At 26.2% G+C, this 17,661-nt stretch carries 13 protein-coding genes and 1 other RNA gene; 3 read left to right on the top strand and 11 right to left on the bottom strand.

Annotation, left to right across the window (positions count from 1 at the left end; translation table 11 throughout):
- Positions 1-65 precede the first annotated feature (65 nt).
- Entirely contained in the window at positions 66-281 is a 216-nt protein-coding gene (locus tag QOZ93_RS03990; protein ID WP_307355179.1) for a helix-turn-helix transcriptional regulator, read from the top strand.
- A 323-nt stretch (positions 282-604) separates the two neighbouring features.
- On the opposite strand, the gene QOZ93_RS03985 is transcribed toward QOZ93_RS03990, so the two are convergent.
- The 10 genes from QOZ93_RS03985 to QOZ93_RS03940 form a co-directional block, all read right to left on the bottom strand.
- Positions 605-2,392, bottom strand: coding sequence for a hypothetical protein (locus QOZ93_RS03985; protein ID WP_307355178.1), 1,788 nt, complete (start codon positions 2,390-2,392; stop codon positions 605-607).
- A gap of 319 nt (positions 2,393-2,711) precedes the next feature.
- Positions 2,712-2,924: a hypothetical protein gene (locus QOZ93_RS03980; protein ID WP_307355177.1), complete on the bottom strand. Its 213-nt coding sequence runs from the start codon at positions 2,922-2,924 to the stop codon at positions 2,712-2,714.
- A 607-nt stretch (positions 2,925-3,531) separates the two neighbouring features.
- Positions 3,532-8,085 carry an SIR2 family NAD-dependent protein deacylase gene (locus QOZ93_RS03975; protein WP_307355176.1) on the bottom strand — a complete coding sequence of 1,518 codons (4,554 nt, stop codon included), beginning with the start codon at positions 8,083-8,085 and terminating at the stop codon, positions 3,532-3,534.
- A gap of 282 nt (positions 8,086-8,367) precedes the next feature.
- Positions 8,368-8,514, bottom strand: a complete 147-nt coding sequence (locus QOZ93_RS03970) for a hypothetical protein (RefSeq protein WP_307355175.1) — start codon at positions 8,512-8,514, stop codon at positions 8,368-8,370.
- A 3-nt stretch (positions 8,515-8,517) separates the two neighbouring features.
- Complete coding sequence (locus QOZ93_RS03965) at positions 8,518-8,742, bottom strand: integrase (RefSeq protein WP_307355174.1); 225 nt, start codon at positions 8,740-8,742, stop codon at positions 8,518-8,520.
- A gap of 555 nt (positions 8,743-9,297) precedes the next feature.
- Positions 9,298-9,631: a transfer-messenger RNA gene (ssrA, locus tag QOZ93_RS03960) on the bottom strand.
- A 209-nt stretch (positions 9,632-9,840) separates the two neighbouring features.
- Entirely contained in the window at positions 9,841-10,311 is a 471-nt protein-coding gene (smpB, locus tag QOZ93_RS03955; RefSeq protein ID WP_307355173.1) for an SsrA-binding protein SmpB, read from the bottom strand.
- 170 nt (positions 10,312-10,481) lie between these two features.
- Entirely contained in the window at positions 10,482-12,569 is a 2,088-nt protein-coding gene (locus QOZ93_RS03950) for a methyl-accepting chemotaxis protein (protein WP_307355172.1), read from the bottom strand.
- Positions 12,570-12,734: 165 nt separating this feature from the next.
- Entirely contained in the window at positions 12,735-13,832 is a 1,098-nt protein-coding gene (locus QOZ93_RS03945) for an acyltransferase family protein (RefSeq protein ID WP_307355171.1), read from the bottom strand.
- Positions 13,833-13,986: 154 nt separating this feature from the next.
- Positions 13,987-15,579 (bottom strand): hypothetical protein, encoded by a 1,593-nt coding sequence (locus tag QOZ93_RS03940; protein ID WP_307355170.1) that lies wholly within the window; start codon positions 15,577-15,579, stop codon positions 13,987-13,989.
- A 248-nt stretch (positions 15,580-15,827) separates the two neighbouring features.
- Between QOZ93_RS03940 and QOZ93_RS03935 the strand changes: the two genes are divergently transcribed.
- Together QOZ93_RS03935 and QOZ93_RS03930 are read left to right on the top strand one after the other, a co-directional pair.
- Positions 15,828-16,466: an aldo/keto reductase gene (locus QOZ93_RS03935; protein WP_307355169.1), complete on the top strand. Its 639-nt coding sequence runs from the start codon at positions 15,828-15,830 to the stop codon at positions 16,464-16,466.
- 9 nt (positions 16,467-16,475) lie between these two features.
- Entirely contained in the window at positions 16,476-16,868 is a 393-nt protein-coding gene (locus tag QOZ93_RS03930; RefSeq protein ID WP_307355168.1) for an aldo-keto reductase family protein, read from the top strand.
- Positions 16,869-16,974: 106 nt separating this feature from the next.
- Here the strand turns inward: QOZ93_RS03930 and QOZ93_RS03925 are convergent, their stop codons facing one another.
- The gene (locus QOZ93_RS03925; protein ID WP_111941058.1) at positions 16,975-17,469 is read right to left on the bottom strand and encodes a phosphoglycerate mutase family protein; all 495 of its coding nucleotides are present in this window, start codon (positions 17,467-17,469) and stop codon (positions 16,975-16,977) included.
- Between the last annotated feature and the right edge of the window lie 192 nt (positions 17,470-17,661).

Below are 17,661 nucleotides of genomic sequence, written 5' to 3'. Positions count from 1 at the left end.
ATTTTTCTTATTATTGAAAATTCACATTAAAAAGTGTATATTTAAATCTAAGGATGGTGAATCACATGCAATTAACTATGGGTGAAAAGATTCGTATTTTAATAAAAAGAAAAAATATTACTATCTCGGAGCTTGCAAGATTAATTGGAACTACTAACCAAAATTTATCCAATAAACTCTCTCGTGATAATTTCTCAGAAAAAGAGCTCCAGCAAATTGCTGAAGCTCTTGGGTGTAAATTTGAAGGATATTTTATTTTTGAGGATGGAGAAATGATATAAAAGTATCATTTCTCTATCTCATTTCACTGTAAATAATTAACTATACTATTTTTGTTAACAAATTGCTTATTGTAGGATTATAATAAGTAAGAGCCTGTCATTATCATGCAAATAATTTCCATCAATACTTATTATATTTTTAAAATTTATATAAAGAGGATGTTTGGCATTTATTGCTTGTAGAATAGTAAAAACAAACATTTGTATTACTTTTATACTTTATTTTTATAGCTAAACTTTGTTCAATCTTACATACAAAATATTACTATTTAAAATTATACATTCACTTAAATTTTTGATTAATTGGCTATTATGATTAATATCTATAAATATTTTGAATTTATCCATTCAATTAGTTTAGCTAGTGGTACAACTGAATTAGGCAAATTCTTCTCTGTTGCAGCAATAGAAAAAGTATCTACCACAAATAAGCTTATTGGCATATGCCTCTCAACTTTTTTCCCAATTGGAACCCCTAAAAAATGAATAACTGAATCCCAGTTTTCATAGACTTCAGCTGATTTAGTATTTAATTTTTCTTGAAAAGACTTATTACTAATCTTGCTAAATCTATGTAGTTCACTTAATAATGATTTTTCTGTATATTTAAGTCCTATATCTTTACATTCAATAATAAATAATTTATCCTTATATAACATCATAACATCTATTTGCCCTGAAAATTGTACAAATCCCTTTCCAGTTTTAATATTCGGAATAACATTTTCCTTTATATCCCTCTTTATCATTGCTCCTGTAAAATTTTCTTGTAGATACAACATTACATCTAATTCAAATTTTTCATGAATATATTTACTAACTATAGTGTATAATTCTTTCTGAAAATCACTTTCTGGTAATGTTGCATGAATAATATCCGTATATAATCCAATTAATGAGAATTCTAGAAGGCTAACAGGACAAATAACTTTATTATTTTCTATTAAAATTAAACATTTCCGCAAAGGTCTATTATCTCTTAATGAAGTAGCGGTAGCATAAACAAAATTATCATTCTTTGTAGCCACTAAATTCAATAAAAATTTTTCCGCTTCGTCATCTGAACATGCAAGTAAATGTTTTATTAATTTCTGAAAATAATCTATACTACCAATTAAAAATTCGTCAGAATTAATATAATGCTTCTTCAAACCATTTATAATTTGAAAAATATCGTCTAACGATATACCAATATACTTCTTGCAGACCCTGTTGAATTTATTTCTTGTTGCAACATCTAAGTCACTTATTTTTTTATCTGTCATACACTCTACGTATAATTTTGAAATTTCCTTGTAATTATTTTTTTCTTTAGTAATAATATTTCCTTGCTCATCAATAATAAGTTCTTTATTCTCACAAGCATTATCACTTATATATAATAATGTATACATAGCACGAATTGTTATCAGTAGCTTTTCAAAATTATTTGGATTTACTTTTTCCTCATTTAATTGCTTCTCTCCTGATAAATATGTAACAATTTCAATTCCATACTCCAAAGCATATTTATCAAAACTTAATACACCTTCCCACTCTTTATACATATGCTCAAAATTTCCCAAAAAATTAAAATCCCTTTGAAATTTTAAACTTTTAATTATCATCCTTCCAAAATTATCAGTTATTTCTTCCACTTCAATATTATTGTTTTTATCGTTAAGCCATCCTACTGTAACAAATGTTAGGTGAACAGTATATTCAAGTGCATTTAAAAGAGCTAATAAATAACCTTTTGGATTAATCCAAATTAAGTCACTTATTTTATCTATTATTAATCCCATAATCCGATTACAAATATTTTTTATGGCTTTTTTATCTGTATAATATGTATTCTTTATACCTAAATAATTTATTATATCAATAAAGATATCTTCCTCTGTTAATCCCATATCTATAAATTTAGGATTAATAGATATAAGTTCATTACCAGTAAAAGTAGGGGCAATCATATTAAACTTTTTCTGCAAATTAACATGGTAAATTTGAAATGACGAATTAATAGAACCCTCAATAAAATCTTTTATTTTCTTACATGTTTTACATGTTTGTTCATTTTTCTCTATCAAAATAGACGGTTTAAAATTAGTATTACATTCGGAACATCCCATTCTTTGTTCATCTCTCCTCTCAAATGCATACAAATAAATTTCCATTAAAACTAATGTAGCATATTTAATTTTGGGTATATGATTTTATTATCGTCAATGTTGTAAAGTAATACAATCAAATGAAGCATTTATTGTTCTCTAGAAACCATACCTTATTTTTGAATATCTTAATTATTCTTTATTATAATACAATTACTAATACATTTCATAAATACTTCTAGAGTACAAAAAGACCATGAAGTTATTATCTAAAAAGCTTCCTTCATAGTCTTTTTCTATTTCATATTAAATTAACACTAACATATCCACTCACACCATATCAAATACCAACTCTTACTTTAACACCATTAATTTGTTCTTTATTCTTAAAATCATCACCTTTTGTGTTAAAGTTAAAAAAGCTGGTAAAGTGCATGAATTCAAGGATTATAAGGTATCTTTGCGACGTAGTCCTACTACCGTCTCCACATGCCCCGTGTGTGGAAACATATCCACTGTCCCCACCACCTCCACATAATCTTAACTTACCCAATATTCCACGATTATAAGACTTAATTACAAAAACATACTTTATAGTAAATTTACAAATCAACAACTATAAATCAAATAAATCGATTGATGAATCAAATATAATATCTTCGTCACAAAAAGCTACAGATATTGCATGTAGGGTTCTATCAGTATTGGGTACCATCCATGCTTTCTTCGCTTCATCCCATCTACTGCCTTCTATTTTTTAATTGCCGAAACATTGTCATAGCTATAATTAAAGCTTACCATTATATAGTTATCACTAACTTTTTCAATTGTAATAGACATTATTTTTACTCCTCCTTATTAAATTCGTAAATTTTTAAAATATACTACATTAATATTACCATCTTTTTTATTTCCGCTAAATTGTGCACACCTCACTAAAAAAATGCACACCCTTTGAAAATTTGCACTCAGGGTGTGCATCTATAATATAAAATTCTACAATTTCAAATTAAAAACTTAAAATATTACACTAAAATTTGTTTGAAAAAACACTAAAAGCCCTTGAAATCAAGAGCTTTTAATTGTATCAATATTTGATTGATTATTTGGTGGAAGCGAAGCGTTACCTTTGAAATCCACCAATTTCTCTATCCTTAAAACTATTCTTCAAACGTATTTGTATAGCCTTTTAATTTACCATCTTCATCAATTGTATAAACACCGCTAATATGTGGCTGTTTATAATGTTTATTACCACAATCTCTTTCAGAAATAATTCTTTTTTCCGATAATACAGTCCAAAATAAACTATAATTATGCTCTTTTAAATATTTAAAAAACATATTTTTATCAATACAGAATCCTATATCTTCTTTTAATACTTCAGAGCTATCAAAACAAATAATCTTACCATAAGAATCGTATAGAATTGAATTTCCTTTTCCATATTGAATATTTAAATCTGTAAATAACTTTATACAAGGTTTATACCATGAACTTAAATTATTATCTATTACTTTATCGCCTTTACGTTCAGTAACATATTTACAACATGGTATCAATACTTTAAAGTTTTCATTATCTTCATCTGAAAATTTGTGAAACTCCTTTATATCATTACCACAATAATAAGAATTATTAAAAAATCTATATGCATCAGACCAATAATACTCTTTATTGTAAAGATTATAAGTTTCATTAGGCTCAGATGCACTTCTTCCCATAAAATCTTTATTCTTTAAATTTTTTAGAATAGAATCAATTGATTTAGAGTCTACAATATAACTATTAATTTGTACCCATAAATCCTTTTGAGGATTTTCGTATTGTTTACTACCTAATTGCTTTTCTTCTGTCCAACTATACCAACCACTAAGTAAAATAAAATCTTCATTGCTATACTTAAGATTTATTAAATTATTTATTTTAGGTATATCATCAACAGTACTTAACCATTCATCATTAGCTACTTTAGGAAATTCATATAACTTATTGTGTATTATCTTATCATTTTTATCACTTGTATTAATAGCTAAAGCTGTAGGATCTATATTTCTTATATCCGGTTCAAATGCTCCCTTACAGTAATTATATTCAATGCCACCATAACAATCTGTATGAATTTTCATTTTATAATTATCAGCTACTTGAGCAGCAAGTTCATATAAAGCAATCCATTGATATTTTTTCCCAATTCTTTCTCTAGTATTATCTCTATAACGACCACTCTCTATGTTTCTATCATACGTTCCATGCTTTTCTACATCATATCCCATATTGAATACTTTCTTAATGGCTATATTTTTCAAGTCATTATAATCTAATCCATCCCATTCAGAAAAATATCTTTGAAATACATACCTACCAAAATCTCCATAACCTCCAGGTGAACCATCCCTAGAATATTCCACTTTCATTGAGCTTAAAATAGCATTTTGACTCCAAAAATAATTTTTGAAACTTGATGATTTATAATCATATTCATAATTTGATATTTCTCCATCCGTTGGAACTTCTGGCATATCAGATTTATATGGTGGTTGAACATTAAAATTATTTAATATATCACTAGAAACTTTATATTTAGCATATTCTATTATATTTCTTGCATAATCACGTACTAAAATATTAGGATATACATACTCATTTTGAAAAATTTTATCATAAACATATATAGATAATTGTTCTATTTTACTATTAGATTTCTCAGATACAACACAACCAAATGCAACTGCATATAATCGTTCAAGTATATATGGATCATCTACATTCTCAAATTTTCTTAATACTGATAATAAAATATCAATATGTCCATTCAACAAATTTACGAGCGCCTTTGTACTTTTATCTCTTAATATATTATTAGATGATATTAAAAAAGTTGAAATCATTATAGCAGATAATCTGATAGTTTCATTTAATACATTATAAAAATTCTTTTTATTTAGACACCAATCTAACATTCGATTAATTGGTGATCCATCTTCAAAGTAAATTTCATCAAGTAATGGAATAAATAGTTTATCTCTATCTGGCATACTATATTTTAAAATGTTATCTACAGTACGTTCTGCATTAAATGCATGTCCCACCTTTGTAGAAATTAAAATTAATGCATCATATAAATTTCTAAATCCGTACTGAGATTTTAAAACTACATCATTAATATAATTAAGAGTTTTTTCATTAAGAGAATTAGATTTTCTCCACTTTAAAGCACTACAAAATGCTTCAACAACATTTTTATTATATTCTTCATCTATAAGTAACTCAAATAATTCATATTCTCCTTTCTCAGATAAAGCTATTGCTAATGCTTCTAATATATCATTATGGTATTTTAATTTTTTGTATTTTAAACCAAACTTTTCTGCTCCTATTTTCTCAAACTCTTCAACTAACAGTTTTGCATATAAATAATCTTCTAACTTTTCATAAGTAACATAAATATATTTTTCATTATCATAGTTTGTATTTTGTGTTAGTATTCCATTTGAAAGTAATTCATCTAACAAAGATTTTTTTATATTATATTTTTTTTCAACGTCAAGTACTATTTCAATTGTTTTTTCTAATGGTATCAAGTTACTTCCAAGTCCAATATTATATTTATATAACACCATCTCATTAATAACTTTTTCTATTACATTAATATGCTTACTATATTCACATTTATCTGCTATATTTAAATTCATAGCTGATAAATAATTTTTGTAAACATCATTAAAGCTTATGTTATCTAAATCTATGACTTTCTTTTTATATCCTTCGCAAACAAGTCTTAAAAATAACGGATTTCTAAATTCTTGATTTGCAAAAGGTATATCTGAATAAGGAATTTCATAAAAATTAAAATATTTCTTTATTGCATCATATTCTACAGTTGAGAAACCACTATGAGTAGCCCTCACTAAATTATTTACTAATGAATCGTTATCATTTAGTACATTTTCTACATACTCTGTTCTAATTGACAAAACAAGGCCTATCCACGGATACAATTTTATCTTTTCTATAATCCCCGCTAAATATTCCTTCCAAATTTTTTTGCCACTTCCTTCATTTAACGCATCTATAAAAATAATAATACGAAATTTATCATTTTTAGCTATTCTATTTAATTCTTCAAGAAATTGATCAGATGTACAATCAAGTTCAAGCATTTTTAAAATAGCCTCAAATGGATTATCCCCTTCTTTAAAATGTTGACCTAAAAATAATAGTGATTTTTTACCTTCACAATTTCTCTTACTTATTGTATCAGCTAGTAAATGTGATTTACCAATACCGCCTTCACCATCTAATAAAATAAATGGATTATTTACTGACTTTATTTCATTAGAAGTCATATAATGTATATATTCATCAATTAAAGTTTGATTTTGGTTTAATTTATAAATTTCATCTCTCAATGAATTACTATTTAAATTAGAACCATCATCTAAGTTTGTTTTATTTACTTTAATTTTATTATCAAGTATTTCACTTATATAATTCAAGTTTTCTATTATTTCATCAACTTTTATACTATCAATTGAATTAATTTGAAAGTTGTCAATTATCCTATATATATTATTAATATTATTTTCTATTGCAGTAATCTTTAATTCTTTTAGAGCAATTAAAATTTGATCGGCTTTATTAATAAATCTTTTATAAAACTCCTCATTCCTGCTAATAGCATCAAAAATATATTTTTCATTTAATTCTATATTTAATTCTGGCAAGTATCTATTTCCTAAATTTTCAATTTGTATTTTATTTTGATTAATAAACCATTCATGAGACAATTCTCTATTCAAATCCATATTATCACAACATCTATTTTTTATATTTTTAAATTTATCTGGATTAATTATTTCAGCAATATGTTCTAATATTATCTTTACACACTCATGCATTCCCGCAGGATATAAAATAGCTTGAGTATAATATTCATTTTCTAAGTCTACTCTTTTTTTCCTTTTGCTTTCATTTGCACATTCAATAATAGCATAGTTTTTCATTCCCGATTTTGAAACTTCACATAATAAACTTATTGGTCGGTCTTTTTCAAGACTACATCCTAAAAACAACATGCTTTTACTAGTATAAATTTGTTTTAAAGTATCAATTAATTGTGGATTATTATATGCAGAATCATATTGGGCTTTTGTTAAAATAATAGACTCAATTGGTTCACTAATATCACCATGAATTTTATATAATAATAATTCATTATCTCTAAGTGCACCATTTAATGCTTCAAAATGTCCTGGATGTGCAACCGATAAAATCAAATTATTATATAGTCCATAAATTTTTTCAATCACTTTATCATAATTAGTTGTAATTATTAACCCTTTTTCAAAAATATGTGGTAATAAATACATAGTTTTATCTACAAAATCACTAATATCCCTATTTAGATAATCTTGTGCAAATGTTTTTTTTAGATTATCTGAAAATGATAGCTTTCCCATATCATCATACAAGAAATCCGCTTTATCCTCATAATTTAATTTATCAAACGTTTCTTTTTGTAAAAGATCCCCAAATTCTTCAAATGTGGCATTTAGAAATCCTCCCCATGATGGATATACACCATCGAATAACATAGACATTCCAGCACCTATGTATGGAACTACTTGGTGCAACTTAATCTTTTGTATTAAAGCATCAAAATTTTTTTGATTATATGGAGCATTAAATGCCATAATTTCTTGAAAGTCCATAATTCTATCCTTTCTGTTTTAATTATTACTAATTCTATAAAATTATATCATAACATTAGTATTTTTTACATTAATAACCATGCAATATGGATCATATTTCTTCTAAATCTAATTTATAATGCAAATAAACCCACGAAAATCCAATATTTTAGATTTTCGTGGGTTTCATGGTGGAGGTGAGTGGTATCATACTTGCTGTTTCCTTCCCCTGTATAAGGTAACATATAAATTTTTTCATAAAGAAAGAACCTTGATTTCTCAAGGTTCTAACTGTGTTTCCTTTTAAGCCTTACTACCGTCTCCACATGCCCCGTGTGTGGAAACATATCCACTGTCCCCACCATCTCCACACAATCTTAACTTACCCAATATTTCACGATTATAAGGCTTAATTACAAAAACATATTTTATAGGAAATTTACAAACCAACAACTATAAATCAAACAAATCAATTGATGAATCAAATATAATATCTTCGTCACAAAAAGCTACAGATATTGCATGTAGAGATTTATTGGTATTTGGTACTATCCATGCTTTCTTTGCTTCATTCCATCTACTGCCTTCTATTTTTTTAATTGCCGAAACATTATCATAGCTATAATTAAAGCTTACCATTATATAGTTATCATTAACTTTTTCAATTGTAATAGCCATTATTTTTACTCCTCCTTATTAAATTCATAAATTTTAAAATATACTATATTAATATTACCATCTTTTTTTATTTCCGCTAAATTGTGCACACCTCACTAAAAAAATGCACACCCCTTTGAAAATTTGCACTCAGGGTGTACATCTCTAATATAAAAATCTACAATTTCGAACCCAAAACTTAAAATATTCCACTAAGATTTGTTACAAAAAACACTAAAAGCCCTTGAAATCAAGAGCTTTTAATTGTATCAATATTTGATTGATTATTTGGTGGAGGCGAGGGGACGTTTATTCTATTATTTCTAATAGCACTGACTATATCTTAGAGTTATTATAAAATAATAACTCTCTTGGCGTGTTATAGAAGTTGTATTTTTGTTTTTATAACTTCTATCCTAGTACTTCATATCTTTTCAGATTTAGAAGCCTATAAGTCGATACATGGCTGTTGAATTTCTTCACATACCACTCGGTATTGCCATCACCACTACGTGTTACGGTTTCACCGATAAAGCCAAGTTTTCACTTAAGAATCACTTCTTAAGGCGACTCTTTTGAATCGAACCCCTGTCCGAAGATAGTCCCATCTAGCTTTCTCCGAGCGCATTCTATGTTTTGACATTCCCTCTTCTAGACGCCCATAGACTGGCTTCTAGATTTAGTAGCTTCATAAATTCCGTTCTTAGCTCAAAGCTTTGCTAAGCTCGGGTCCCCACTAATTGACGCCCTATCCTAGGCCGTGGGACTCCCAGGTAGGACGAGCAGCTATATTAGGCTGCTAATGCAAAATTTTCGTCTGCGTTTATCTTTAAGTTTCTAGGTGATTTACGAGGTCCCAGAATTGCCTCGGCTCGCTTACTAAACGCTACTTACCCCCGTCGAAACCAAGTACGCCCCCATGTTATATGAGAGGTTGGCACTTCGTTTATTTGAAGGCACTCCACTGTTATTCAATTTTCAAGGTAAAATTTTGTGCCTTATTACACAAATCATTTCCTTGTGTTTTTAATGCACAGACTATATTAAGCTTTCCTTATTTCTAAGGTTCACTAATTATAATACAGCATATTTAATAGTAATTCAAGAGTTAATTTTATTCTAGTATTTCATAGAATTCTTTAATTGTTTTTCTATATCTCTTTTAGCAGCTTTTTCTTTTAATGCTTCTCTCTTATCATAATTGTGTTTACCCTTTGCTACGCCTAGTTTTACTTTAACTCTTCCTCTTACTAAATAAAGAGCTAGTGGAACTAATGTATATCCTTCTTGAGATGTATACCCTATAAGTTTAAAAATTTCACTTTTATGAAGTAGAAGTTTTCTATCTCTTAATGGATCTCTATTAAAAATATTTCCTTGTTCATAAGGACTTACATGCATATTACTAACAAAAACTTCTCTATCTTTAATGTATGCATAACTATCCTTTAAATTAGCTTTTCCAGCTCTTATAGATTTAACTTCTGTTCCTACAAGTGATATACCTGCTTCATAAGTTTCTTCTATAAAGTAATCATGAAAGGCCTTTCTATTTTCTGCTAAAGTCCCTTCTTTCTTTTTCTTTGCCATGAATTCTCACCAACCTTTAAAAATTAATTTGTAAGTTCTTTAAACATTATACCAAATTACAAATATAATTAAAAATCATTTCTTTTTTCTTTATAAAATTAAAATCCAAGCTTTTATAATTACTTGGATTTTAATTTACTATATATTATAAGTTAATTCAAACTTATTTATTAATTATCTTCTAACTTAAATTTATTAATTTCTTTTTGAAAATCTACAGTTAAAATATCTAATTCTTCTGATGCCTTTGAGACATTTTCCACAACATTTCTCATTGCTTCAGTAGAAGCTGATATTTCCTCAGATGATGCTGAAATTTCTTGAGCTGAAGCAGAAGAATTTTCAACTTTACTCATGACAACTTGATTTTCATCAGTAATCTTTTGCACAAACTCATTTAAATTTCTTATAGAAGGAACTACTTCTTGTACTGATCCAACTATATTATTAAAAGAAGATATTCCTTTTGTTATATGTTCATCTTGTACTTCTAATTGTTTATCTAAATGTTGAGTACTTTTTATTATATCAGATGTTTCAGTTACTATCTCTTGGATAAGATTATTTATATTATCTGCTGAAGCTTTTGTTTGTTCAGATAGCTTTCTAACTTCATCTGCAACAACTGAAAAACCTTTGCCTGCCTCTCCAGCCCTAGCTGATTCTATAGCTGCATTTAATGCCAATAAATTAGTTTGTTCTGAAATTGCATTTATTAAATTTGTCATTTTATCAATTTGGGTTATTTTACCGTTTAAATTATCAATTTTGCTAGTAAAATAAGAAAATATCTTTTCAATATTTTTAACGCTTTGAGCTAAGTTAACCATATCTCCATTACTTCTGTTAGCTAAACTCTCTATACCGTTTACTTTGGTGTTTACATTTGATAATAAATTAATCATGGCTTCTAAAGATTCTTCTAAATTATAGGCTACTCTTTTAATCTCTTCCAATTGTTCAGTTTGATTAACTATACCCTTTGTAACTTCTTGTGTAGCACTATTAACTTCTATAGACGACATATTCATTTCTTCCACAGCAGAATTTAAATGATCTGCTTTATTATGAATCAAATTAAAACTATCTTTAACATTTAAAAGCATACTTCCTATATGATTTTTCATATTTTCCGTTGCTATAGCCATTTCTCCAATTTCATTTTTTACATTTAAATAGCTATTATCAATTTTTCCTGAAAAATCTCCTGTACCAAAAGTTTTAATTTCCTCTGCTACAACTTTTATGGGTTTGGAAATTTTATTAGCTATAATATAAGCAACTAATATACTAAAAAATATAAACACTATAGATAACTTTAAATTGGATCTTCCTATAAAATTTACCTTTTCTCTTAACTCACTATTATCTACAAAAGTTAGATAAGTCCATCCCAAATCTTTATTTTTACTTTTATAAGCTCTAACTAAGTATTTATTACCTTGTTTATCTTTTGAATTCATCTCATTATCGTTTTTAAAATTATTTAGATTTTCTAAACCTTTAATTCCTAATTGTTTTATATTTTTAAAAACGGTACTTCCATCCTTAGGATTGGCTAAAATTGTACCTTTTTTATCTACAATAACCAAATATCCTCTATTTCCTATTTTTATTTCCTTATCCATTTGAGCTAAATCATCAAGAGTCATACTCATTCCCATTACCCCTCTAAGTTTATCCTTTAATTTTATAGGAGCTAGAAAGTTAATACTTAAATCTCCATCTATGCTTTTACGTGCATCAGATACAATAATTTGGCTTGGATTATTTGAAACATTTTTATACCAATCTCTTTTTCTAGAATCATAACCTACTTTTCTATCTATAGCAGGATATTCTAAAAACCCTCCATTTTCTTCTACTCCCACAAAAACATTTTGAATATCCTCATGAGTATCTACATAGTTTTGAAAACTTTTATAAAGGCTTGCCTCATAAGCATTTGCTTTTAAAGGATCCATTTTTATTATACCTTTATTACTTTTACCTTTTACATAAGATGTTATCCTTGAATCTATTTGTTTAGTTAATTCAGAAGTAGATAACATTTTTACATTTTCTTTCATAGCATCAATATAGTTAATTATCCCTCTATCGATTTCCATAATATTCTTAGATACAAATTGATTATACTGTTCTTCAGTATAGCTTGCCATTTTTAAATAAATGAAAGTGCCAAAAACAAGCAAAATTGCAACTGTTAATATTACATGTGAAAATAGAAGTCTTTTCTGTATTCCTGTACTTTTTTTCATATTTCCTCCTAAGTTTATTTTTTTTCTATCCATTAGTAAATTCGACCAATTAAGAAAGACCTTTATTAATTGGTCGAATCTTTTTATATTTCTATATAAACTAACTTCTCCAAAATAAAAAGACATAAAATAAGTATATTCAACTTAATTTATGTCTTTTTTTATTTAAGTATTAATAAACCTTTTATTCAAGATATTTTTCTTAAATTTATTTCCTGTTAAAAAACGCAAAATTATACTTTTGTTAATTATAAAGGCTAAAATCAATGACCCTAAAAGACTTACCCAAAAACATATATTTACTAATATAATTGGTTTCATTGAACTATCATATAATTTATATAAAATACAATATATAATTGGTTCATGAAATAAATAAATTATAAAATTATTTTTATCTAAAACTTTAATAATCTTATTTTTAGTAATCTTAGGTATTTTATTCAAAATCCATAATACTGCAAAATAACAATATCCTATTCCTAATACGGGAACTATTATTCTAACAGAAAGATTTAACATCCTCCATAAGAAATATGGATATGGTACTCTTAGACATTTTCTCATAAAAGTAAATAAACAAAAATGTGTTATAAATAAAATCCAAAATGGATATTTTAACATTTTAAGTTTTTCAATAATTTGATTTTTATATTGTTGAAATAAATATCCCAAATAAAAATATATAATATGAAAACAAGTTCTACTTATCTGATACTGATTTGTTATTTTAGGTGACCAATAATATAAAAATGAAAAAATAATTAGATTTGTAATTATTGGATTGGCATCAATAAGTTTTTCAAACAACCTAAAAACAATAAATATATTAAAAAGCATGACTACATACCATAATCCCCCTGGAATTTGTACTCTTAATATCTGATTAAATATAGCTCCTCCATAAGTAATTCCTGGATAAAGATTTATTCCTAGTTTTAATCTTATAGGTACTAAGTAAACACTTCCTACAAATATATATGGCACTATTAATCTTTTAATTTTATTCCATGCAAATGCCTTAAAATCATTATATTTTTCTAATTCTTTTCTGCAAAAGTAATATACTGCCCCTGATATAAAAAGAAATAAGGGCATATGAAAACTATAAACATATAAAGTTAACCTTCTGAAAAATGAAGACTTTACATGAGTTTCATATACCCACCCCGATGTATATGCGTGCGTTGCATGTGCCAACACTACCAATAATATCCCTATAACCCTTAATATAGTTATATCATCTAGTTTCTTCTTTTCCATGTTCTTATCCCCCAAGTAACTTAACTTTTTTTAATTAAAACTACCTAATTTTACATTATCATAAATAGTATGAATCTTCAAACTGATTTTAAAAATAAAGACTATCTTGATTTAAAAACTTACTTTAAATCAAGATAGTCTTTTACGAAACTTTTTATAGTAAATATTGTGCAAATAAAATAAATGTTAATATAGAATCCAACACTAAGAAAGGTGAAAATATCATTACATACATACTATCCATATCTTCCTTATAAAATAAGTAAGCATATATATAACATATTATACTTATTAATATACTTATACCCATTCCTATAAAACTATAGGACAAAGCCTTAGGTAAATATGCTATAGGGTTTGTATAAACTATTTGATAAATATTCATAGATTTAAAGGCAGCTATTATAAAGGCTAAAATAGTAAATGTAATAACTTTTCCCTTTTTTGAAAGTTTGTCTTGAATAAAACTTAAAACTGTTAATATTAAGACATCTGGTAAAATCCATTTTAATCCTAATATAAAAGTATATGCTATACCATATATAGCTATCTCAATAGTTTCTAATAAAGCTTGTTTTCTTTCTTTATTTTTAGGCCTATTATTTTCTTTTTTAAACTCTTCATTGCTTGATGTAAACCTTAAACTATACTCTCCCTTATCAGGGTCATATTCACTATAAATTACTATATCATCTACTGCCCCCTCAAATGCTACTAATTCTGGTGACCTAGAAATAAAATCCCCTAATACTGGTTGATTATTTTGTATATAGAATTCAAATACATCATTAAAGGTTTTCTTAACGCCGATTCGTCTATCTCCAACAGCTAAAAAGTAAGCCTTATTATCCTTCACTTTATTAAAAACTACTTCTCCTATATTGGATACACCTTTTAATTTTAAAGTACTATATAATTCTTCTTTCTTATCATTTAAATTAAAAGATATCAACTCACTTTTTATACCTTGTTTATTTTGTTTCTCAATTATTAAATATCCTTGATTCAAATCTGTTCCAAAAGTTATATTTTTTAATATCTCTCCACTAAGTTCAACTAAAGTACAGATTTTAACTGGCTTTTGAAAGTTACCATCTTTATACATAACCTTTATTAAGTTTTTTTCCTTATCTCTATAAACTATGCAATATTCGTTCTCCTTTAATTTAATACCTCGCACAAAGTCAGGGTCATTAACTTTAAGAGTATTAATCTTACCCATATTTATATCTTTAACTTCAATTTTATCTTTATAGGCAAATAACATTAATTTTTCATCTAGCCTAGATGTATCTTTCATCATTTTTTCATTATTTTTTGAAAGCACATTAAATTTATCGTCTAAAACAGCACCATTTACTTTTAATCCCTCTAATCTTATACTACTCCACTGAATATAAACCTTATTATCCTTTAAAGTTAAGATATCTAAACTATTTAATATTTCCGTGTCAATATCTAGTTTACATTTTTCTAATATATCTCCCCTATTATTTACTTTTAAAAGTTTAATGCTCTTATCGTTGTTGGCAGCTATAATATAATTTTTTCCTACAGGAACAATTTTAGAATTACTTGTTGCTTTTATTTCTCCTAAAGCTCTACTTTTAGACCATTTTTTAGAAGGCGCTGCTTTATAAAAATTAAAATTAGTAATATAGTTAAATATATTTATTATTAAAAACAAAAATAATATGGTTAATACTAATGATATATTTCTTTTTCTATTTCTCTTTATTTTTTTCATATGGCTATCCTCTCTTAACGTAAGGTCTTTTATATAAATAATTTTATCATTTCTTATAAAGAATTTCTATTTATTTTTATAATTTTCTGTAAATTTTGAAAATAATTTTATATTTTTTATACTTGCAATAAGCCATCCTTATACTTTTATTATACCTCTTGATACAAAATTTTTATAGTCTTTAATTTATTAGTATTTATGTATATAATTTACTTGTATTTGTTAATAAAAAACTAGGGGGTCTGCTTGTGAACATTAAAGGCTTTTCTACACTTAAAGAAACTAAAAATTATTTTTTTAATCATAATATATCTTTATCCCACGTAAAATATACAAAAAATTTTTATTTTTTACCCATGGCACTAGGCACTCATTTAGGCGACTTTTCTGATTCTCATTCTAATATGTATAAGGAAACTCTAACTTATGGACTTATACATGGAATAAATTTTATAGATACTGCCATTAACTATAGAGGTATGCGTTCTGAAAAGGACATAGGTGAAATACTAGTCAAACTTATACAACATGAAAAAGCAATTAAACGTGAAGAAATAGTGATTTCTACAAAGGGAGGTCAAATATATGGTGATTATACCTTAGGAGTTCATCCTATAGATTATCTTAATAATATATTAATACCTAAAAACATTTTAAATAAAGAAGATGTAAATATTATAGATAATCATAGACATACTTTAGAACCGAAGTTTTATAAAAACTGTATAGAATTAAGCAAAAAAAATTTATGTATAGACACTATAGATATTCATTATATTCACAACCCTGAAATATCCAAATATGTTTTAGGTGAAAATGTTTTTTATACAAAATTAGAACCACTTATCTATTTTTATGAACAGGAAGTAAAGAAAGGTACTATATAATTTTATGGTATGGCAACTTGGTATGCATTTATAGATGATATGGACTCTAAGTGGTATATTTCCTTAAATAAAGTAATGGATATTGTAAAAAAAGTAGCTGGTCCTAATCATCATTTTAAGTTTATACAAGTTCCTTATAATAAATTTAACACCTCAGCAAGTACTAAAAAAAATCAATTAATAAAAAATAAACATTATTCTCTCATGGAAGCTGCTCAGCTCTTAGGATTATATGTAACAATTAGTGCCCCGCTAAATCAATGTAAAAATTTAAATTCTACTGCTTCTCCTAAGAAACTTTTAAATTATGTTATAAGTAACAAAAATATATATGCGTCAATGATTGGAAGTAAATCAATTGATCATTTAAAAGAAAATTTAAAAACTATCTTAGAAACTTAATCTTCTACTTATACTGTTTTTATATTAAAATAAATCAAATTTTATATAAAATAATAGCATCAATTAAAATATAAAATCATTAATTGATGCTACCTTATATAAAAAATTAATTAATTTCAATATTTATATGCTCCATTCTTTTTAAGTCTTTATTATCAAAAGTCAATTCAAATATATCTGCATCTTCTTTAGTAACTGTATAATTGTTACTTTTATCAAAATAGCTTAATATTCCTTTAAGTGTTTCACTATGAGTAGATATAATTACATTTTCATCTACTGATTCTTCTAACACTTTATTTATAGCCTCAACACTTCTTTTTTGAGTTTCCTTTAAAACCTCATCTTGATTTTCTGATACTTCTCTTTCATTAAAATCATTAACTAATTCTAACTTTACACCTTTATCCTCTGCTATTTCATTAACTGTTTCTACACTTCTTAAATATGGACTTGAAATTATTCTAGATACTTCGCAATTTTTAAATCTATTAGCTATTCTTTTAGCTTGTTCTTCACCTTTTTTAGATAGTTTTTTTATAACATTATTTTTTGAAGCATTTACCTCACCATGTTTAACAAAGTATATTTTTGTACACATTCAAATCCCACCTTTATAAATTTAATTTTTATTCTTCGAAACTTTTTAATACCCTTTGTTACTTAGTATATTTTTTAACACACAATTTGTGAAAAAAAGATTAAATCAAGTTTTCTTGCATTTCAAAAACATTGCAATTATTCTTTAATATTTAATCATTGGTTTTATATCAAGACTTTATCTGTGTATTTC

This window comes from Hathewaya limosa (assembly GCF_030815255.1).
GTDB lineage: Bacteria > Bacillota > Clostridia > Clostridiales > Clostridiaceae > Hathewaya > Hathewaya limosa.
The sequence above is the reverse complement of the archived record's forward strand: the minus strand, read 5'-3'. Positions and strand labels throughout refer to the sequence as shown.